Consider the following 19084-nt stretch of genomic DNA (forward strand, 5'->3'; position numbering starts at 1 on the left):
GATCACTTGGGAGCTTTTGGATTGTGTCTGAACGCAGTGCATGAAGAAGGCGACGCTGAAACTAACGACGAATACCAGTTCTAGTAAAATCAATGGCAAATCACCCGTGAACCACGAAAGGACGGTACAATGCCGATTACCATAAAGAATCAGAATGAGGGTTCTTGCTTCGCGTTGCCGGAGTATTGATTAAGGAAAATAAATTATTGATGCATAAGACCAAGAAAGGCAACAGCAAAAACGTTCCGGTCGCCGCCAAATGTTTTTGCGAGCTTGGCTGGCCGGATTATTCCCGGTAGTGGGAGGTATCGCCATACAATTCGACTTTGGCCACATCGTTATCCATAATAATTTTGCATAGGGCTGTCGGGTGGATATCGGGCATGCCTCTGATCTCATGCAGCTGCTTCCCCAAAAAATAACTCATGATGACTTTTAAAGTGATCCGGTGCGTGACGATAAGCACTTGCTGGCCTTTATGCTCCGCAAGGATATGGTCAATTGCAGGGATCGTTCTTTCGAGCAATTCTGAATAGCTTTCTCCATGACCTGTGGGACGGTACAAATGCGGCTCATTAAAGAAATGATCGTACGGGATGGGAAATTGTTGTTGAATCTGGTCGATTTGTTGACCTTCCCACAGTCCCATATTTATTTCTTTGAGCGAATCGAGCGTTGAGATTTGATTTGTACCGGATGATTTCCCGATACAATTCGGGCTGTGTTGAATGCCCTTGGGCTGGAGCTGGAATAAATGGCATCGAAGTGGACATTCTCCAAACGCTCCTTCAACCATTCGGCTTGCTGCATACCGTAGTCGGTAAGAGGAGAATCCAGATGGCCTTGCATTTTCTTCTTCGAATTCCATTCCGTTTGACCGTGCCGGGTTAAATACATCGTCGTCTGCATGATGTGAATTGCCTCCTCATGGTGTAGGTTTTCTTAGACCCGCATACCGGATCATTTCCACATGCTTCCTTGGAACAGGCGGGTATGCTTCCTGCCAGCTTCGCAGTTGATTGCTGTCATAGGCAGGCGGAGTCGCTCCGAGCGGATATATCCGCGTTGAGTGAGGAGCCATTTCAGTGGAGCGGGAGTTGGCTCCGAGAACAAAAATTGAACAAGCGGCAGCAACTGGCGAAACAACTGATTGGAATCATCTATTTTTCCTGCCCGGAAAAGCTCGTACACCTGCACAAACTGCTCGCTATCCAGGTTGGCGCTTGCCAGAATCCCTCCTTTGGCGCCGCAGCACAGAGAAGCGAAAAAAAGCTCATCCTCCCCGCATAAGACCGGCTTGGACATGCTTCGGGCCACCCGAAACATACGCCTTATACTGCCTGTACCCTCTTTCAGACCAATTACATGCTCCATTCCCATAATGACTTGTACCGTTTCCAGATCCAGCGAGACTCCGGCACGATGAGGGGGATCGCACAAAATAATGGGCAGGTCCGCTTCGGCTAGAGCTTCAAAATGCCGGATGACGGCTTGCTGTGATGGAAAATGGAAATCGGGCGCGGCAACGAGAGCGGCATCTGCTCCAAGAGATTTGGCTTGTTCCGTTCTTCTAACGGTCGCTGAAGTGCTGCTTGCGCCTGTTCCAACAATTAGCGGGATGGCTCGCGTTGCTGCGATAGCTTGGCGCGCAGCGGCGATCAGGATTTCGAACTCCCGGGATTCAAGCACCGGGGATTCCCCTATCGTTCCATTGACAATCAATCCGTGAATTCCCTTGCTTACCAATCGCCGAATTAGTTCTTCAAACGATCGGATATCCAACTCCCCGCTACGATCAAAAGGCGTCACGACGGGAACCATCACACCACGTAACGTATCTTCTGTAAGCACAGCGTTCCACCTCCGTTCTCCGCACGATGCGATGCATGCTAATGAATGTAAATCATTTCTCCCCAAAAGTAACCACCCAATTGGAGAAGTCCTATACCAATCCGGTTCGACCGGGGAAGCGGTTGGTGCAGAAAAAAGCGGAATGGATGGTTACTCGCCGAAGCATAGCCGTTATATTCGGGTTTGATCTACTGGGAAAACGCGACTGAAAGGAAGGATGGACATGGATCATCACAGAACGCCGTTATTCACGGCATTGATGCAGCACGCCGCAAACGATCCGCTGCAATTCCACATTCCGGGCCATAAGAAAGGGAGAGGAGCAGACCCGGAATTTCGGGCTTTTGTGGGTGACAATACTTTGTCCATAGACTTGATCAATATCGTTCCGCTCGATGATCTCCACCAGCCGACAGGGGCGATTCAAGAGGCCGAGCAATTGGCGGCGGATGCCTTCGGAGCGGACCATACGTTATTTTCCGTTCAAGGGACTACAGGGGCCATCATGACGATGATTATGTCCGTCTGTTCCCCCGGCGACACGATCATTCTTCCCCGCAACGCGCATAAATCCATTTTGTCCGCTGTCATCTTTGCGGGAGCGATTCCCGTATGGGTGGAGCCGGAGAAGGATGAGCGGCTCGGCATTGAGCATGGGGTAACCACGGAGTCGATTCGGCAAGCCATAACAAGAAACCCGGATGTGAAAGCCGTACTCCTCATCAACCCGACGTATTACGGGACAAGCATTGATTTGCGTCAGATGGTGGAGCTTGTTCACAGCTATAACATTCCGGTGCTGGTCGACGAGGCGCACGGGACGCTGCTTCATTTTCACGAGCAGCTGCCTATGTCCGCGATGCAAGCAGGTGCGGATATGGCTGCAACCAGCGTTCATAAGCTTGGAGGCTCGATGACGCAGAGCTCGATTCTGAATGTCCAAGGCAGCCGGGTGAGCATCAAGCGAATTCGTACGGTCATGAGCATGCTTACGACAACTTCGACCTCTTACCTGCTGCTGGCTTCGCTTGATACTGCCAGAAGACAGCTGGTTTTGCATGGACAAGCCTTAACGGAGCAAACCATCCGGTTGGCTCAGGAGGCCCGGCGTCAAATCAATGAGATTCCCGGATTGTACTGCTACGGGGAGGAAATTTGCGAAAAACGCGGCGTGTTTCGTTACGACCCGACGAAGCTTTGCATTCATCTGGAGCAGTTGAACGTGACGGGGTATGCAGCGGAGCAGTGGTTAAGGGAAACGTACAAGCTTGAGGTTGAACTGAGCGATCTAACGAATATTTTGTGCCTGATCACGCTGGGCGATACGGAGAAGGAAGTCAACCGGCTGGTTCAGGCTTTGCGACATTTGTCAGATGCATTCCATGAAGAAGGGAAATGCAACAAGCGTGCTTCGGCCGACGTCATTCCTGCTGCTTCACGTTTTTTGTTAACGCCTAGAAAAGCTTTTTATGCTCCCACGGAAGAGGCGATGCTGGAACAAGCCTGCGGGCGTATTATCTCTGAATTCGTATACGTATATCCCCCGGGAATTCCGATCTTGATGCCCGGACAGGTCATCACACGGGAAATCGTAGATTATATCAAGCGGCATGTGGAAGCCGGCCTGCCGGTTAAAGGACCGGAAGATCCGGACATCCAAAAGGTCAAGGTTGTCGCTGCTCCCCGGCAACGAGACAGGACGTCAGGCAGGCGTTCCGGGTACATCATTCCGGATTAAGACGGATTGCGGGGATGAGTTTCGGCCATTCATGTGGCGGGTGTAATTCATCCGCGATTGGATGGTTTATTTTCATCTTGTTTCTTTTATCATAGTAATCAAGTCGGAATTGGGTGAGGGGCGGGGACGGGTAGTGATGCCGGAAACGAGAGTACGGGAGTTATGGTTGTTGAGCTTGCCAAATAAATCAACTTTGAGGGGGAGGATGGAATGAGCAATCGTCACGTGAAAGTAGCGGTCATTCAGGCAGCGCCCATCTTGTTCGATAAGCAATCGGCTATGGACAAAATTGCAAGCATGACGAGAGAGGCGGCTGGGCAAGGGGCCAATTTGATTGTTTTTCCCGAAGTGTTCTTGCCGGGATATCCGCGAGGCTTAAGCTTCGGTACGCGGGTGGGAAGCCGTAACGCCGACGGGAGAAAGGACTGGGAACGTTATTGGGCAAGCTCCATTGACATCCCAGGGGCCGAAACCGGAATTTTGGGCGAGCTGGCGAAGGAGCTGGGGGTTTATCTGGTCATCGGCGTAGTCGAGCGCGACCGGGAATTTAGCACCGGAACGTTATACAACTCCATGGTGTACATCGGGCCGGACGGTGCCCTTCTGGGGAAACACCACAAGCTTGTTCCGACGGGGGCCGAGCGTCTCTTTTGGGGACAAGGGGACGGCAGTACGCTTACGGTCATCGATACTCCTTTTGGACGAATCGGCGGCTTGATCTGTTGGGAAAATTATATGCCGCTTGCCCGCATGGCCATGTACGCGCAAGGCATCGACATCTATCTGGCTCCCACGGCAGACGCCCGCGATACGTGGCAGGCGACGATAAGGCATATTGCCTGCGAAGGTCGCTGCTTTGTCATTTCGTGCAATCAGTTTGCGACCAAAGCATCTTATCCTACGGATTTGGCTTGCTACGAAGATATCAAGGACGACGCCGACATGTTGAGCAGAGGGGGAAGCGCCATTGTCGGACCGCTAGGCGAATATGTCGTTGAGCCGCTCGAAAACCAAGAAGGCATCCTCATAGCAACGTTGGATCTTTCCCAGGTTGTACAGAGCCGCTTTGATTTCGATGTTACAGGCCATTACAGCCGCCCGGATGTGTTTCAATTGATCGTCAACGATAAAAAGCAGGAAGTGGTACGAACCGTTGGAATTCAAAACTGACCGAATGCAGTGATACACAGCCGCACTGGTGAAACCGTAGAGCTGCCGGTTGGTCAGCACGACCTTGGGGTCGTGCTTTTTTGTTTTTGGCCTGCAAAAAAAGTTTAAAATTGGAGGGTTACATTTTGGTCTAATCTGTTAATGTAAATAAACATATTCGGCGCGGTCGGGTATTCACGGAGGTATAACGAACGAGGGAGCCGAGGAAGATGGATTTTACCGTTTCAAAGAAAGCAACGATAATTGCATACGCGATTGCCATTTCATTTATTGTCGCCATGATTACGGCTGCGGTGCTGTTGAAAGATAACGAAATGATTTTGCCTGAAATTGCGGCAATGGCCATTGCCATGTGGGTGTATCGGGAGGCAGGATGGATCAGACAGCCGTCGAAAATTTGTATCGCGCCCACGGTAACGGCTGTGATCGGCTTGATGATCAACCAGATGCCTATTGCTTATCTGGGAAAAGTCATGCTCGCTTTAGGGCTGATGATGCTCTTTTTGCGGGTGATTCAATCGAGCCTTGCGCCGTCGCTTGCAACAGGGCTGCTGCCGTTGATCATAAATACGAACGAATGGTCCTTTGCGATCATCGTTTTTATGTTTACCTTTTTGTTGATGCTTGGCGTTCTCGCATTCGGATTGAATCAAGGCCTTGAAAAGAAAGTGAAAATACAGTACAAATATATGCTCGTCATATTAGCGCTGGCTTTCGTCTGGATTGGTTTATGCTGGAGTGCCGGATACCAACAACTAGCCGTTATTCCGCCTGTTCTTGTTGTTGCGTACGAGTCGCTTCAGAAGCCGATGTACAGCGGCAAGATGGCTTTGAAGCAAGGGCTTGTACTCACCATCTCTCCGGCGGTCGGAACGCTGCTCTATCTTACCATGCATTCGTTGATTGTGATAACGGTGCTCGATATGCTGTTGATGCTTGCGCTATCGTTGATCGTCGGCATCCGGCTCCCGGCGATCTATGCCTTTCCGCTGCTTCCGTTTATTTTCCCTGAAGATACTATCACGAAGCTGCCGTTAGTCTCGTTAGTTACCTGTTTGTTTATGTTTGGCTCCGTGCTGCTGTATAAAAAGTATGAACTAAAGCGAGCCGAATCTAACGTATTGAAATACGATGCAGAATCTCCGTTAACTCCTGAATAAAGGCGGCGTTTTCTGATTCGCTTCCCACCGAAACGCGAGCATGCGAGGGAAGATTCCAAGTGCCGCCGTAGCGGACAATGATTCCTTTGTGAAGCAGTTGTTCATAAATGGCCTTGGCATTCAATCCAAGCTCCACCAGCACAAAGTTGCTCATACTTTCAATGAACGGCAGGCGAAGTTTTTCGAAGGCGCGGTAAAGCTGCTCGCGGCCTTGCGTATTCGCTTGAAGGGACAAGCGGAGATGCTCGTCATCATGGAGAGCCGCGGTGGCCGCAGCCTGCGCCAAGGCATTGACATTAAACGGTTCCTTCACCTTGAGAAGCTGCCGGATAATGACTTCGGGAGCCGCTCCGTAACCGACACGTAAGCCCGCTAATCCGAATATTTTAGAAAAGGTCTGTAGCACGAGAATCGGATACTCCGCACGGACGAATTCCAGCCCGTCGGTATAATCCTCAGCTGTAGCGTATTGACTGTAAGCCGCATCGAACAGCACAAGAAGATGTTTTGGCAGAACGTCCAGCAAATGATGCAGGACCGATTTTGACAAATACGTGCCGGTAGGGTTGTTGGGGGAGCAGATGCATAGAATTTTGGTGCGTTCCGTAACCGCTTCGATAATGGCATCCATGTCAAAGGCGAATTGTTCCCCGAGCGGTACGGCAACGATGGTTGCCCCCATAAGATGTGCTCCGAATTCATACTCGCTGAATGACGGAGTGAGTACGATCATTTCATCCCCAGGCTCCAAAAATGCCTCGCAGGCAAGGGTAATCAGCTCATCCCCGCCATTGGTTACGATGAATTGCTCCGGCTTCATATCTAGCTTGGAGGCCATAGCCTGCCTTAAGTTCGACGTGCTTGCATCCGGATAACGATGAATGTCCGCCAAGGAGCAATGAATGGCTTCCAATGCTTTAGGAGAAGGACCTAGCGGATTTTCGTTAGAGGCCAGTTTGATGACCCTGGTTAAGCCAAGCTCGTTTTGCAGCTCCCAAATGGGCTTTCCCGGAGTATAAGGATGGATATGCTGAATGGTTTTTCGCGCTTTAACTTCCATGTTGTTTTCAGACATGACAAATCACCTCGTGTTCTAAAATCTCCAAGCCTCTTTCTTAATGTAAGTCCGCCTCCTTTGTAAGTAACCATCCAATCCGTTTTCTTTACACCGATCCAGTTTTAGCGTTCATTTTGATGTTCGGGTGTCCATTGGCTGGAACAAAAAGAAGTGAACTGGATGGTTACGCTCCCGCCTCCTTCCAGTACGATAACGTGCGAGACGAACAGAAGAGGTGATAACATTTGATATCTTTCCGTTACCGCTTGTTGGCATGGACTTCGTTCATCGGCATGTTTCTTGTGCTGCTCGCCGGGGCTTTGGTTACCAAGACCGGTTCCGGGCGCGGCTGCGGAGATGACTGGCCTTTGTGCAGCGGGAAGTTTATTCCGGCCTATACGCTGGAGTCCATGATCGAGTATTCGCACCGTATGGTTACCGGGATCGTAGGGATCGTTGTTCTTGTGACGTTTCTGTATACATGGGGGCGGCTCAAGCATCACCATGAAGCTCTGGGGTATGCGGGCGGAACGCTGCTGTTTACGATCGTCCAGGCGTTGATGGGAGCTGCGGCGGTGAAATGGCCGCAACAGCCGGCCGTGATGGCGCTTCACTTCGGCATATCGTTGTTGGCGGTTGCCAGCAGCATGCTGCTGGTCGTATGGAGTTACCGGATGAATAGAGGGACGGAAAAGCCGCCTTCCGCTCCCATCCCGCGCTTTATTTATCCCGTAGCCTGGGGGATCTGGATCTATTGTTACGGTGTCGTTTATTTGGGAGCCTACATCCGTCATATGGAAGCGGAGGGCGGTTGTATGGGGTGGCCGTTATGCAATGGGCAGCTGATCCCCTACTTGTCTGGAGCTTCGGGGATTGTCTTCGCGCATCGGGTTGCCGCCGCTGTCCTGTTTATGTTTATCGCCGCCTTCTATGTACTTGTTCGCCGTAGCACATCCAAGCAGCCGCTTTCCGGATTGCGGACGGGTGCCGTCTATGCTCTCGTTCTCGTTACCGGACAAATCGGCAGCGGCGGCCTGCTCACGGTAACGATGAACAACGAAAATGTCTATCTATTTACAAGTCTTCTCCATAATGTTCTGGCAACGGTCTTGTTTGCCGTGCTGACGGATATCGCCATCCGTTCATGGAAGCATCGAAAGGTACAAAGCTTTAGCTCTTCCTAGGCTAGGGAGAGTTTTTTTATGGAGAAACGATGTCGTATTTGTTTCATTTTGTTGAACATGGTCGGTTTTTTGACTTGGCCAGTGGATGGTGACACCTCTACCGTTCCCCTTTAAAGTAAGGCGTGATCATAATCACGCAATGCGATAGGAGATGAGAAACATGAAGACACCCAAAGCGCTCCGCTGGTTCGCGTCCATATCCATGCTGGCGATGCTGCTCTTGACAACGACCGGGTGTGCGGAAAAAATAATCGTGCTCGATCCCAAAGGGCCGATTGCCGAACAGCAGCGGGATTTAATGTTGATTTCCACGGTGCTGACTTGCATTATTATCGTGCCTGTCCTCGTACTCACGGCAATCATCGTTTGGCGTTACCGGGACAAGAAAGGTAGAAAAGCGAAATATACGCCGGACTGGGAGCATAGCACGAAGCTGGAAACGATCTGGTGGGGGATTCCGATCGTGATCATTACCATTCTGGGCATCATTACCATAAAGAGCACGTATGCCCTGGAGCCGTCCAAGCCGCTCGTATCGGATAAAAAGCCGCTGACCGTTCAAGTGACCTCACTGGACTGGAAATGGTTATTCCAATATCCCGAGCAGGGAATCGCGACCGTGAACCATGTCCAGATCCCGAAGGGCGTACCGGTCCGCTTCGAGATTACGGCCGATGCGCCGATGAATTCGTTCTGGATTCCGCAGCTCGGCGGGCAGATGTACGCGATGTCCGGAATGGCGATGACGCTTTATTTGCAAGCGGACGAGCAAGGACAATACTGGGGGTCGGGTGCGAACTTTACCGGAAAAGATTTTGCCAAAATGTTCTTCGACGTGAAATCCACTTCACAGGAAGAGTTTGACCAATGGGTACGAGAGGTCAAAGCATCGTCTCCGGCGCTGACGTTGGAAGGCTATAAGCAGCTGGCGCTGCCTTCCGCTTCGGACGTGAAGACGTTCTCCGCGTTTCCGGAAGGCTTGTTTAATATGACAGTGACCAAGTACGCTTCCTCGCACAATCACGGCTTGTCCTGGAAGGACATTCAGAAGATCAAGATCCAAGAGTAGCGGGCTTCGCTTCGATTTGAAATGTAAGGAGAGAGTAGTCCATGTGGGAGAAAGTTAAAAACTTTGCCTCGGAATTTTTTGTGACGGGCGACCCGATGATTTACGGCGCGGATGTCGCCATCGTGATCACGATCATCGGCATTGTATTCGGACTTACCTATTTAAAAAAATGGGGCTGGCTGTGGCGCGAATGGTTGACGACCGTCGATCATAAAAAAATCGGCATCATGTACATATTCGCCGCTTTCCTGATGCTGTTCCGCGGCGGTGTGGATGCGCTCCTGATGCGGGCGCAGCTGGCGATGCCGGAGCTGAGCTTCCTGGCGCCGGATCATTATAATCAGGTCTTCACTACGCATGGCGTGATTATGATTTTGTTCATGGCGATGCCGTTCATGTTCGGTTTGTTTAACGTGATGGTACCGCTGCAGATCGGGGCGCGCGATGTTGCATATCCTTTTCTGAATGCGCTAAGCTTCTGGTTATTTTTCGCGGGCGCGATGCTGTTTAACTTGTCCTTTGTCATCGGAGGATCGCCCGATTCAGGGTGGCTCGCTTATCCGCCCTATTCGGAACGCATGTTCAATCCGGGGGTCGGTCAAGATTTCTATATCTGGGGAATCCAGATCTCGGGAATCGGCAGCTTGATGACCGGCATCAACTTTATCGTGACCATTCTGAAAATGCGGGCACCCGGCATGAAGCTGATGAAAATGCCCATGTTCCCGTGGTCGGTATTATCGAGCTGTATCGCAATTATATTTTCGTTTCCCATCTTGACGGCCACCTTGGCGCTGCTCTTTCTGGACCGTTATTTGGGCGCGCATTTTTTCACGCTGGACGGCGGCGGCAATCCGATGATGTATATCAATCTGATCTGGATGTGGGGGCACCCCGAGGTATATATCCTCATTCTGCCGGCCTTCGGCATTTTCTCGGAGGTCGTATGCACCTTTTCGAAGAAAAAGCTGTTCGGCTACAAATCGATGGTGTATGCGATGATGATCATCAGTATTTTATCGTTTCTTGTATGGGCGCATCACTTCTTTACAATGGGCTCCGGCGCGGATGTCAACGCATTCTTTGCGCTCACGACGATGCTGATCGCTATCCCGACGGGCGTCAAAGTGTTCAATTGGCTGTTTACGATGTTCCGGGGAAGAATCACCTTCGAGACGCCCATGCTGTGGACGATCGGCTTTATCGTGTGCTTTATCATCGGCGGGTTGACAGGAGTGCTTCTGTCGGTCGCGCCTGCGGATTTTCAATTCCATAACAGTTACTTCCTGATCTCGCATTTTCACAATACGATCATCGGCGGCGTCGTGTTCGGTTATTTCGCCGGCTTGTATTATTGGTGGCCGAAGCTGTTCGGCTTCAAGCTGAACGAACGTATCGGCAAATGGGCGTTCTGGTTCTGGAATATCGGATTTTACGTCTGCTTCATGCCGCAATATGTGCTCGGGTTGATGGGGATGACACGGCGCCTTGTGACGTACGGATGGGATAAAGGATGGTGGGAGTTGAACCTGGTCTCCACCGTCGGGGCGGCTTTGATGGGCATAGCCTTCTTGTTCCAATTATGGCAAATCGTATACAGCATCAAGCATTTTCAAAAAGACGAAACGGGCGACCCGTGGAACGGACGCACTCTGGAATGGTCGATTCCTTCACCGGCGCCGCACTATAATTTTGCAACGCTGCCGCAGGTATCATCCCAGGATGAATGGTGGGAGGAGAAGCAGCGCAGAGCGCGCGGGCAGCTTGCTCCGGTTCGGCTGAAGCTGGAGCCGATCCATATGCCCAAAAATTCGGGGATTCCTTTTGTGATGTCGATGTTCTGGTTCGCGGCCGGATTCGGTTTTGTATTCGACTGGCTCTGGCTGACGGTATCCGGTCTGGCGGGGGTAGCCGTGTGCATGCTTGTTCATTCCTTCAACTACAAAACCGATTACTATATCCCTGTTGAGGAAATTAAACGCACGGAAGCTGCGATGAGGAGGTAACCAAGAATGGCTCAAGTAAACGCACATGCCCATGGTCACGTATCAAGCTCGGAGCATCACGACCATCCGGATCTGGAGGAAATGCGCACCTTCGGATTTTGGATCTATCTGATGACGGACGTGATTATTTTCGGCTCTTTGTTTGCCGCCTATATCGTCCTGCAGGGCAACCGAAACGGCGGGCCCGGGCCTGCCGAGCTGTTCCAGCTGGGCGGGATTATCGCGAGCACGTTCATTCTGCTAACAAGCAGCTATACAAGCGGTCTTGCCGTGCTTGCGATGCACAAAGGAAAACTTAAAGCGCTCATGGGTTGGCTCGGAGTGACGGTACTGCTTGGTGCGGCCTTCATTGTGCTGGAGGTCAATGAATTTATTCATCTGGTGCACGAGGGAGCGACCATTAGCACGAGCGCATTTTTATCGGCTTTCTTTACCTTGGTCGGGACTCACGGGCTTCACGTTTCCCTCGGATTGGTCTGGATGATTGCACTGATTATTCAGCTTGCGAAGCACGGCATTACGCCGGTAACCAAGCGCAAAGTGAACGTGATCAGCCTGTTCTGGCATTTCCTGGATGTCGTGTGGATCTTCGTATTTACGATTGTTTATTTGATGGGGGTGAGATAGATGGCGCAGCATGACGTAACCACTCCGCATGACGCCGAGAGCCATGGCACGTTCAAATCGTATACGACCGGCTTCCTATTCTCCATCGTATTGACGATCATTCCCATTGCCGTCGTCATGTCCGGCTGGCTTCAGGGGGTGGCGAACACCCTCGTTCTAATGGCGGCAGCCTTGCTGCAGTTCGTCGTTCAATTGATCTATTTCATGCATCTGCGGGAGGAGAAAAAGCCTCGTTACAACCTGGTGAGCTTGATTTTGGGCTTGATCATTTTGCTGCTTGTCGTCGCCGGTTCTATGTGGATCATGCTGTACAATATGGTGGCCACATGAGCAGGTCGTCCGCAAATACAGCGGTTTCGGTGAGCAGAGACAGGGGGAGCCTAAGCGACTGGATTCAACTGACCAAGCCGCGAATTCTGCAGCTTAATCTCGTTGCCGCATTTGGCGGGTATTGGCTGGCTTCCCGATGGATGGCGGACTGGGGTCTGTTATGTTGGATGCTGCTGGGCACCACGTTAACGATGGCCTCCTCGTGCGTCATAAACAACATCTGGGACCGGGAGCTGGATCGAAAAATGAGCCGGACGAAGGATCGGCCCCTCGCGACCGGCCGTTTGAACATCAGGGGCGTGCTGGTGTACGCCCTGGCGCTCGGAATAGGGGGAGAAGCCGTCCTGTTCTGGAAAGTCAACGCGCTGTGCGGCTGGCTCGGATTGCTTGGCATGTTTGTCTATATCGTCATTTACACAATGTGGCTAAAGCGCACCTCGACCTGGAGCACGTCCGTTGGAGGCGTGTCCGGCGCCATGCCGCCGGTCATCGGGTACTGTGCGTTCACCCACGAGGCAGACGCGGGCGCGCTGTTGTTGTTCGCCTTGTTATTCCTGTGGCAGCCCGCCCACTTCTGGTCGCTCGCCATCCGGCGCGTCGACGAGTACCGGGCGGCGGGCTTCCCGCTTTTGCCGGTTCGTAAAGGGGTGCCTCGGACGAAGCTGCAAATGATCCCTTATGTCGTTCTACTTCTTCCGACCACTGTGCTGATCTACGCGTACGGTTATGCAGGCGTTATGTTCCTCACGGTCTCTTTGCTGGCCGGTCTTGTCTGGGTGTGGCACACGTTGACGGGGCCGGCAGCATCGGATAACGGGAAGTGGGCCAAAACCAACTTTCTGATTTCGGTGAATTACTTGACGGCGGTCTTTATCATTATGATTCTGGACACCACGGGCCGCCCAATCTTATGAGGATCAATGGGGAGAGGATCGTTTTGCGGGCGTCGCTTCCGTTTTTTCTGATTGTTGTCATGTCAGCAGTTGCCCTATCCGCGTGCAGCAGTCAGGCAACTGATCAAGGGCAAGGGATGACCGCTTCGGCAGATGCAAAAGCAGAGGCGATCTACAAGAAGCAATGTCTGTCCTGCCATGCTGCCGATCTCAGGGGAAAAGTAGGCCCGGGCTTGCAGGAGATTGGCTCCAAGATGACGGAGCAGCAGCTGTTCGGGATCATACAGGATGGCGCAAGAGGCATGCCGGCCTTCAAGAAAGTGTTGAGCACCGATGAAATTCAGGCTTTATCGCAATGGCTCTCGACAAAGAAATAGGGCAAGGGGGGATTCGGTGAAAAAAGCGTTCTTCTACGTCATATTGGGATTGATCCTTGTCGTTGTTTCCGCTTGCGGCAGCGGCAAGTCCAAACAGCTTAATTATGAGGTTAAGCCCTTCGAGGCCGTCAATCAAGACGGGAAAGCGGTGTCCTTGTCCGATTTGAAAGGCAAGGTCTGGATTGCGGACTTCGTATTTACGTACTGCGCAACGGTGTGTCCGACGATGACGGCCAATATGTCGGAATTGCAAAAGCGGCTGAAGTCGGCGGGCGTGAAGGCGGAGTTAGTCTCCTTCTCCGTTGATCCGGAGCGCGACAATCCGGAGGCGCTAAAGGCTTACCTCCAGAAATTTGACGCCGATTTCTCGAATTGGCATGCGTTAACCGGATATCAATTCGACGAGATCAAAACCTTCGTCCTGGGTTCGTTTAATACGGTTGTGGCCAAGGATACGTCCTCTGATCAAGTCATTCACGGCACTTCGTTTTTTTTGGTCAACCCGGCGGGCACGGTTGTGGCCAAGTACGACGGAATGATGGATACGCCATACGATAAAATATTGAAGGATATTCAAGCGCTGCAGCGGTAGGGATTCCGGCGGGGAGGAGCTGATCGGATTGGAGAGAGCTTTGCGCTCGTCTTGGACACGGGCGCTAATGCTTGTCCTAATCCTGTTTGCCATCGGCTATGCGGTATTCCAATCGCTGGCGGGTAAACGCGAGGAGGTGGAGGTGGGCAAGAAGGCGCCGGATTTCACGTTAACGAATTTGCAGGGGCAAACGGTGCGATTATCCGACTATGGCGGGACGGGAGTTCTTCTGAACTTCTGGGCCTCCTGGTGCGACCCGTGCGTCAATGAAATGCCGCTGCTGAACGAAGCCTACGGACAGTTGCCGGGCGTTGATATCGTTGCAGTCAATATGGGAGAGACGAAGGAAAGGGCAAGCGAATTTGCCGACCGTCATCGCTTGAAGCTCCCTATCCTGCTTGATTCCCAAGGCGAAGTGAAAAAACGGTATAAAATCAGCGGCCTACCGGCAACGTTTCTGATTGATGACAAGGGGCGAATCGTGCACAAGTTCTCAGGAGAGCTAAGCCGTGCCGATGTCATCCATTTCATGGAACGCATTCAGCCGAAGTCTGGACGCAACTAGCTTGCGAATCAAAATGTCTTAAAAGAGGAGATGCTGCTCATGCATACGCCGCTCGGAACGGGGACAAGCATTATTTTGAGGTTGGAGTACGATCAAGGGGTCGTAAACTTTGGAGCTATCGCATCGGCATTAAGCGATTCCGGCGGCGACATCGTTGCGATAGATACCAACCGGGTGAGCTCTGCGAAAACCGTAAGAGACATTACGGTCAATCTGAACGATTCGCACGATGTTGACCGCGTAGTTTCCTCGGTTGAACAGCTTCCCGGGGTTAAGCTGATCAACGTATCGGACCAGACCTTCCTCATGCATTTGGGCGGCAAAATCGAAATGCATCCCAAGGTGCCGATCAAAAATCGGGATGACCTGTCCCGTGTCTACACGCCCGGCGTAGCCCGGATTTGTATGGCGATCCATGATGACCCCACCCGGGCCCATACGCTGACGATCAAGCGAAATACGGTAGCGGTCGTCTCTGACGGCTCTGCCGTTCTCGGGCTCGGGAATATCGGCCCGGAAGCCGCCATGCCCGTCATGGAAGGCAAAGCCGTGCTGTTTAAGCAGATGGCCGGCGTCGATGCCTTCCCGATCTGTCTGAACACGCAGGATACGGACGAAATTGTTGCCATCGTCAAAGCGATCGCTCCGTCATTCGGCGGTATCAATCTCGAAGATATTTCGGCTCCGCGCTGCTTCGAGATCGAAGAACGGCTCCAGAAGGAGCTGGATATCCCGGTATTTCACGACGATCAACACGGAACCGCCGTCGTCATCCTGGCGGCCTTGTTAAATGCCTTGAAGGTCGTCGGCAAAAAGCTGGAGCAGTGCCGAGTTGTCGTGTGCGGGGTCGGGGCGGCAGGAATGGCCTGCTCCAAAATATTGCTGGCCTCTGGAGTGACGGACCTGATTGGCGTTGACCGTCACGGAGCAATTGTGCGTGGAAACGCTTATCCACATGAAGTATGGAATTGGTTTGCCGAGCATACGAATCCGTTCATGGTTCGGGGCAGTCTCTCCGAGGTGATCGAAGGAGCGGACGTATTTATCGGATTGTCCGGTCCGGGAGTACTGAAGGTCGAAGACGTGAAACGGATGGCAGCAGACCCGATCGTATTTGCCATGGCCAATCCGAACCCGGAAATTATGCCGGAGGAAGCGGAGCCCTATGTGCGTGTCATGGCTACGGGGCGCTCGGATTATCCGAATCAGATCAACAACGTCTTATGCTTTCCCGGTATGTTTCGCGGGGTGTTAGATTGCCGGGCTTCGCAAATTACGGAAACGATGAAGCTTGCCGCCGCCTATGCGATTGCCTCCGTGGTTAGCGACGAAGAATTAAATGAGCAGTATATTATTCCAAGCGTATTTAATCATCAGGTGGCGGATCGAGTCAGCAAGGCGGTTATCGCGGCAGCCTGCGATGCCGGGGTAGCGCGCCGCAGCCGGGATTCTCGCGACATCTGAAGCATGTAGGCCCAACTTCGGCACACGTGCATATAAGGTCAGCAAAAAAGGTGAATGAAAAGGCTTGTATTCATGAATACAAAGCTTTCATTCACCTTTTTAGTTGGATTGGGCAAGAACAGCCCGAAGCGCTGCGGCAAATTTGGCAATGCCCGGAACGATTTCGTCTGCCTTCGGCCGTGCAAAAGTGAACCGCACATAACCGGAATCCGAGCCGTAGACGCTCCCGGGAACAAAGATGATTCCATGGCGGATCGCTTCTTCGAACAGCTTGTTATCGCTTACCTCGGGTATGATTTTACACCACAAATGCAAGCCTCCTTGCGGAATCGAGAAGCTGACCAGATCCGGCAGCTCTTGCCGAAGCGCGCTTATCAACAAATCCCGCTTGTAGAGCAGATGCATCCGCAAACGGTCCAGATGAGGCTGGACATACGGAGACTTCAAGAACTGCGCAGCCACCTGCTGCGGAACGACGCTAAGCCCGAAATCCATCTGCTGTCTGGCATCCGCCAGCCGCTCGACAACGGAATGAGGAGCGACCATCCATCCGACGCGCAGCCCGGATGCCGCGATTTTGGAGAAGGAGCCGATATAAAGGACCGAGCCGAGTGGGTCCATCGATTTGAGCGGCTGCGGAGGCATCCCGTTATAAGCCGTCAAGCTGAAGGGATCGTCCTCGACGATAGGGAGTCCCAGCTCGCTCGCAACGTCTAGCAGCTCGATACGGCGTTCGGGATCGAGGGCAATGCCTGTCGGGTTCTGGTAATTCGGATTGACGAACACCATCTTGATCCGGTGCTTTTTGTAAAGGGAGCGAACATCCTCGGGCCGGATTCCTTTCGCATCGACGGGAAGACGGAACAAGCGAAGTCCGGCTGATTGAAATATAGGCAGCGAATAGCAGTAGGAAGGATCTTCGATGGCCACCGCATCCCCGGGAGCCAGCAGGCACTGGGTAATTAAATATAACGACTGCTGGGAGCCGGATGTAATAAGAATCGACGATTCCGTCGTTTGAATTCCCCGGTATTGACTTAAATACGTGACGAGCGCTTCGCGGAGCGGCCCAAATCCTTGCGGATTGGCATATCCGAGATAGGCCGTATAGTGGTTTTCGTCCATAAGCGTATTAATCTCTTCCACCGGAGAGATGTCCGCGCCAAGCTCCCCGCTGGCAAAATCAATCAACGTGCTGTCTTGTTGAAGAGCTTCCCGGACCCGGCGCAAAAAAGGCAGATTAGGCAGGAAGCTCCCGCCTTCGACATACCGGTGCCAGTTCGGGGTATGCTTCGGAGTCGCTCCCCATTTATACTTGCTAACCCGGGTTCCGCTTCCTGTACGGCTTTCCACGATCCCAAGCGCGCGCAGCTCCGCATAGGCGAGAATCACGGTGCTTCGATTGACTCCCAGCTGCTCGGCTAATTTTCGTTCGGAAGGCAGCAGACTGCCCGGCGGAAACTCGCCGTATGAAATTCGCCGTTCGATGTCATCGGCAATCTGCTGATATAGAGGCTGGGTACTGTGACGGTCGGGCTGCCGCATGAGGTTCATCCCCTCTCCTGGTGATTTCTATCACAGAATCATTTTCATCATAACATTGGGTTTGTAAATAAAACGCCGCTCTTTTCATCAAAAACATGGCGAATCTATAGCAATCTATTGAACATGGATGGGGACTTTGTCGATGAATTGGATGGGTCCGTTGAGCCGTGAAGGTAGTATCTGCGACACAACAAGCAGGCCAATCCCAAGATTAACAAGAAAAAATCTGTGATATAATAATGGGCAGTAACACGAAATGGACTAACGGGCGGGGATACACATGAAATTGGAGCGATTGATCTCCATCATCTACAAGCTGCTGAATCATGAAGTTTTGTCCGCTTCCATGCTGGCTGAAGAGTTTCAAGTTTCCCAAAGAACCATCTATCGGGATATCGATGTGATCTGCGCTGCGGGCTTCCCGGTCGTATCGTATCAGGGAACGAATGGCGGATATGGCATGATGGACGGATACAAAATGGATAAAAGCCTGCTCGGTTCTTACGATGTCAATTCCCTGATTACCGTGCTCAGAAGCCTCTCCACCGTGTTTGAAGACGAGCGTGCGCAGGGGACCATCGAAAGACTGCAAACGATTGGACCGGAGCATCACGTCACGAGTCTGTCCGTGGACTTGGAAACCCGCCGTACGGAGCCCGACGCGCTTCGTCATTTACGCACGGCCATTACCCGGCGAAATATCGTCCGCTTTGATTATATCAATGGAAAGAATGAACGCACGACCCGTGATATGGAACCGCTGCGGCTTCATTTTAAATATCGTAATTGGTACATTTATGGGTTTTGCCGAACTCGTCGAGATTATCGGGAGTTCCGCCTGTCCCGGTTGATGAATTTGTTCGTGACACAGCAAACTTTTCAACCGCATCACGAGGTGCAGAAAGAGGCTGCTTTGTCAAACCAAGATCAGTTGGAGGATGTAGTGATCCGGGTGGGGACGGAGGCTTTGGCGGAAGCGATGGATCAGTTTCACCAGGTTGATAAGCAATTTCATGCCGATGGAAGTATGACGATGCGAATTCCTGTTTATCAACCATTGGAAGCCCGATGGCTATGGACAATTCTGCTGGGTTTTGGCAGTGGCGCCGAAGTCCTCGAGCCTCCTGCACTGCGGGGGATCTTAAAAGAACAGCTTCAGAATGCGCTCAAACTTTATCGTTAAGGCTGAGAAGACTCCCTCTTCGATAAGGGGGAGATGAATCAGCATCTCTTGTATATGAATACGAACATGTGTGCTATAATTATCATAAAATCACCAAAGGAGGTAGATGCTCGTATGTTGCATCATAAAGCTTTTCGCTTTCGCATCTACGCAAATGACGCTGATCCACCAGATGTTTGGATGCGCTCGCTTTGTCTTCAACCACTTCCTTGCGAGGTGGAACGACACCTTCCAAGAAACAGGCAGAGGTCTGTCTTACCAGACCTGTGCAAC

At 51.9% G+C, this 19084-nt stretch carries 20 protein-coding genes; 14 read left to right on the forward strand and 6 right to left on the reverse strand.

What is annotated here, in order from left to right:
• Positions 1 to 286 precede the first annotated feature (286 nt).
• From ET33_RS39720 to ET33_RS12095, 3 genes are read right to left on the reverse strand one after another with little or no spacing between them, the layout of a single operon-like run.
• On the reverse strand, positions 287 to 649 hold the full coding sequence (locus ET33_RS39720) for a histidine phosphatase family protein (RefSeq protein WP_235206696.1): 363 nt from the start codon (positions 647 to 649) through the stop codon (positions 287 to 289).
• A 2-nt stretch (positions 650 to 651) separates the two neighbouring features.
• Positions 652 to 909 (reverse strand): histidine phosphatase family protein, encoded by a 258-nt coding sequence (locus ET33_RS39725; protein WP_235206697.1) that lies wholly within the window; start codon positions 907 to 909, stop codon positions 652 to 654.
• Between the two features lie 51 nt (positions 910 to 960).
• Positions 961 to 1851, reverse strand: coding sequence for a dihydrodipicolinate synthase family protein (locus tag ET33_RS12095; protein ID WP_036681188.1), 891 nt, complete (start codon positions 1849 to 1851; stop codon positions 961 to 963).
• Positions 1852 to 2074: 223 nt separating this feature from the next.
• Between ET33_RS12095 and ET33_RS12100 the strand changes: the two genes are divergently transcribed.
• The 3 genes from ET33_RS12100 (at position 2075) to ET33_RS12110 (ending at position 5919) form a co-directional block, all read left to right on the forward strand.
• On the forward strand, positions 2075 to 3589 hold the full coding sequence (locus ET33_RS12100) for an aminotransferase class I/II-fold pyridoxal phosphate-dependent enzyme (protein WP_051775273.1): 1515 nt from the start codon (positions 2075 to 2077) through the stop codon (positions 3587 to 3589).
• Positions 3590 to 3799: 210 nt separating this feature from the next.
• Positions 3800 to 4759 carry a carbon-nitrogen hydrolase family protein gene (locus tag ET33_RS12105; RefSeq protein WP_036681191.1) on the forward strand — a complete coding sequence of 320 codons (960 nt, stop codon included), beginning with the start codon at positions 3800 to 3802 and terminating at the stop codon, positions 4757 to 4759.
• Between the two features lie 209 nt (positions 4760 to 4968).
• Positions 4969 to 5919 (forward strand): hypothetical protein, encoded by a 951-nt coding sequence (locus ET33_RS12110; RefSeq protein ID WP_036681194.1) that lies wholly within the window; start codon positions 4969 to 4971, stop codon positions 5917 to 5919.
• Here the strand turns inward: ET33_RS12110 and hisC are convergent.
• Positions 5873 to 6994: a histidinol-phosphate transaminase gene (gene hisC / locus ET33_RS12115; protein ID WP_036681196.1), complete on the reverse strand. Its 1122-nt coding sequence runs from the start codon at positions 6992 to 6994 to the stop codon at positions 5873 to 5875. The two genes, ET33_RS12110 and hisC, sit on opposite strands and share 47 nt — an antisense overlap.
• 227 nt (positions 6995 to 7221) lie before the next feature.
• Between hisC and ET33_RS12120 the strand changes: the two genes are divergently transcribed.
• The 10 genes from ET33_RS12120 to ET33_RS12165 all read left to right on the forward strand — a co-directional run bounded on the left by ET33_RS12120 (position 7222) and on the right by ET33_RS12165 (position 16083).
• Entirely contained in the window at positions 7222 to 8160 is a 939-nt protein-coding gene (locus tag ET33_RS12120) for a COX15/CtaA family protein (protein WP_036681199.1), read from the forward strand.
• 160 nt (positions 8161 to 8320) lie between these two features.
• On the forward strand, positions 8321 to 9229 hold the full coding sequence (gene cyoA, locus ET33_RS12125; RefSeq protein WP_036681201.1) for a ubiquinol oxidase subunit II: 909 nt from the start codon (positions 8321 to 8323) through the stop codon (positions 9227 to 9229).
• A 41-nt stretch (positions 9230 to 9270) separates the two neighbouring features.
• Positions 9271 to 11235: a cbb3-type cytochrome c oxidase subunit I gene (locus tag ET33_RS12130; protein ID WP_036681203.1), complete on the forward strand. Its 1965-nt coding sequence runs from the start codon at positions 9271 to 9273 to the stop codon at positions 11233 to 11235.
• A gap of 6 nt (positions 11236 to 11241) precedes the next feature.
• Positions 11242 to 11862, forward strand: coding sequence for a cytochrome o ubiquinol oxidase subunit III (cyoC, locus tag ET33_RS12135; RefSeq protein ID WP_036681205.1), 621 nt, complete (start codon positions 11242 to 11244; stop codon positions 11860 to 11862).
• Positions 11863 to 12192: a cytochrome o ubiquinol oxidase subunit IV gene (gene cyoD, locus ET33_RS12140; RefSeq protein ID WP_036681208.1), complete on the forward strand. Its 330-nt coding sequence runs from the start codon at positions 11863 to 11865 to the stop codon at positions 12190 to 12192.
• Positions 12189 to 13106, forward strand: coding sequence for a heme o synthase (gene cyoE, locus ET33_RS12145; RefSeq protein WP_051775274.1), 918 nt, complete (start codon positions 12189 to 12191; stop codon positions 13104 to 13106). The genes cyoD and cyoE overlap by 4 nt, the downstream gene beginning before the upstream one ends.
• A gap of 23 nt (positions 13107 to 13129) precedes the next feature.
• A complete protein-coding gene (locus tag ET33_RS12150; protein ID WP_235206698.1) occupies positions 13130 to 13462 on the forward strand; it encodes a c-type cytochrome in 333 nt (110 codons plus the stop codon).
• Positions 13463 to 13478: 16 nt separating this feature from the next.
• Entirely contained in the window at positions 13479 to 14054 is a 576-nt protein-coding gene (locus ET33_RS12155) for an SCO family protein (protein WP_036681211.1), read from the forward strand.
• A 28-nt stretch (positions 14055 to 14082) separates the two neighbouring features.
• Positions 14083 to 14619: a thiol-disulfide oxidoreductase ResA gene (gene resA, locus ET33_RS12160; protein WP_081890296.1), complete on the forward strand. Its 537-nt coding sequence runs from the start codon at positions 14083 to 14085 to the stop codon at positions 14617 to 14619.
• Between the two features lie 39 nt (positions 14620 to 14658).
• Positions 14659 to 16083, forward strand: coding sequence for an NAD-dependent malic enzyme (locus ET33_RS12165; protein WP_036681214.1), 1425 nt, complete (start codon positions 14659 to 14661; stop codon positions 16081 to 16083).
• A gap of 99 nt (positions 16084 to 16182) precedes the next feature.
• Here ET33_RS12165 and pdxR read toward each other — a convergent pair whose 3' ends face one another.
• Entirely contained in the window at positions 16183 to 17628 is a 1446-nt protein-coding gene (pdxR, locus tag ET33_RS12170; RefSeq protein ID WP_036681217.1) for a MocR-like pyridoxine biosynthesis transcription factor PdxR, read from the reverse strand.
• Positions 17629 to 17908: 280 nt separating this feature from the next.
• On the opposite strand from pdxR, the gene ET33_RS12175 reads away from it, so the two are divergent.
• Positions 17909 to 18811, forward strand: a complete 903-nt coding sequence (locus tag ET33_RS12175) for a helix-turn-helix transcriptional regulator (RefSeq protein WP_036681220.1) — start codon at positions 17909 to 17911, stop codon at positions 18809 to 18811.
• Positions 18812 to 18893: 82 nt separating this feature from the next.
• Here the strand turns inward: ET33_RS12175 and ET33_RS40825 are convergent.
• On the reverse strand, positions 18894 to 19084 hold a 191-nt coding region (locus tag ET33_RS40825; protein ID WP_456093748.1), incomplete at its 5' end, for a hypothetical protein.

The sequence above is a fragment of the Paenibacillus tyrphae genome (genome assembly GCF_000722545.1).
GTDB lineage: Bacteria > Bacillota > Bacilli > Paenibacillales > NBRC-103111 > Paenibacillus_G > Paenibacillus_G tyrfis.

Bases quoted from the DNA above. Each gene is read 5' to 3' on its own strand.
- ET33_RS39720 (WP_235206696.1), bottom strand. From the start codon at position 649: ATGGGACTGTGGGAAGGTCAACAAATCGACCAGATTCAACAACAATTT.
- ET33_RS39725 (WP_235206697.1), bottom strand. From the start codon at position 909: ATGCAGACGACGATGTATTTAACCCGGCACGGTCAAACGGAATGGAAT.
- ET33_RS12100 (WP_051775273.1), top strand. From the start codon at position 2,075: ATGGATCATCACAGAACGCCGTTATTCACGGCATTGATGCAGCACGCC.
- ET33_RS12105 (WP_036681191.1), top strand. From the start codon at position 3,800: ATGAGCAATCGTCACGTGAAAGTAGCGGTCATTCAGGCAGCGCCCATC.
- ET33_RS12110 (WP_036681194.1), top strand. From the start codon at position 4,969: ATGGATTTTACCGTTTCAAAGAAAGCAACGATAATTGCATACGCGATT.
- hisC (WP_036681196.1), bottom strand. From the start codon at position 6,994: ATGTCTGAAAACAACATGGAAGTTAAAGCGCGAAAAACCATTCAGCAT.
- cyoA (WP_036681201.1), top strand. From the start codon at position 8,321: ATGAAGACACCCAAAGCGCTCCGCTGGTTCGCGTCCATATCCATGCTG.
- ET33_RS12130 (WP_036681203.1), top strand. From the start codon at position 9,271: ATGTGGGAGAAAGTTAAAAACTTTGCCTCGGAATTTTTTGTGACGGGC.
- cyoC (WP_036681205.1), top strand. From the start codon at position 11,242: ATGGCTCAAGTAAACGCACATGCCCATGGTCACGTATCAAGCTCGGAG.
- cyoD (WP_036681208.1), top strand. From the start codon at position 11,863: ATGGCGCAGCATGACGTAACCACTCCGCATGACGCCGAGAGCCATGGC.
- cyoE (WP_051775274.1), top strand. From the start codon at position 12,189: ATGAGCAGGTCGTCCGCAAATACAGCGGTTTCGGTGAGCAGAGACAGG.
- ET33_RS12165 (WP_036681214.1), top strand. From the start codon at position 14,659: ATGCATACGCCGCTCGGAACGGGGACAAGCATTATTTTGAGGTTGGAG.
- pdxR (WP_036681217.1), bottom strand. From the start codon at position 17,628: ATGCGGCAGCCCGACCGTCACAGTACCCAGCCTCTATATCAGCAGATT.
- ET33_RS12175 (WP_036681220.1), top strand. From the start codon at position 17,909: ATGAAATTGGAGCGATTGATCTCCATCATCTACAAGCTGCTGAATCAT.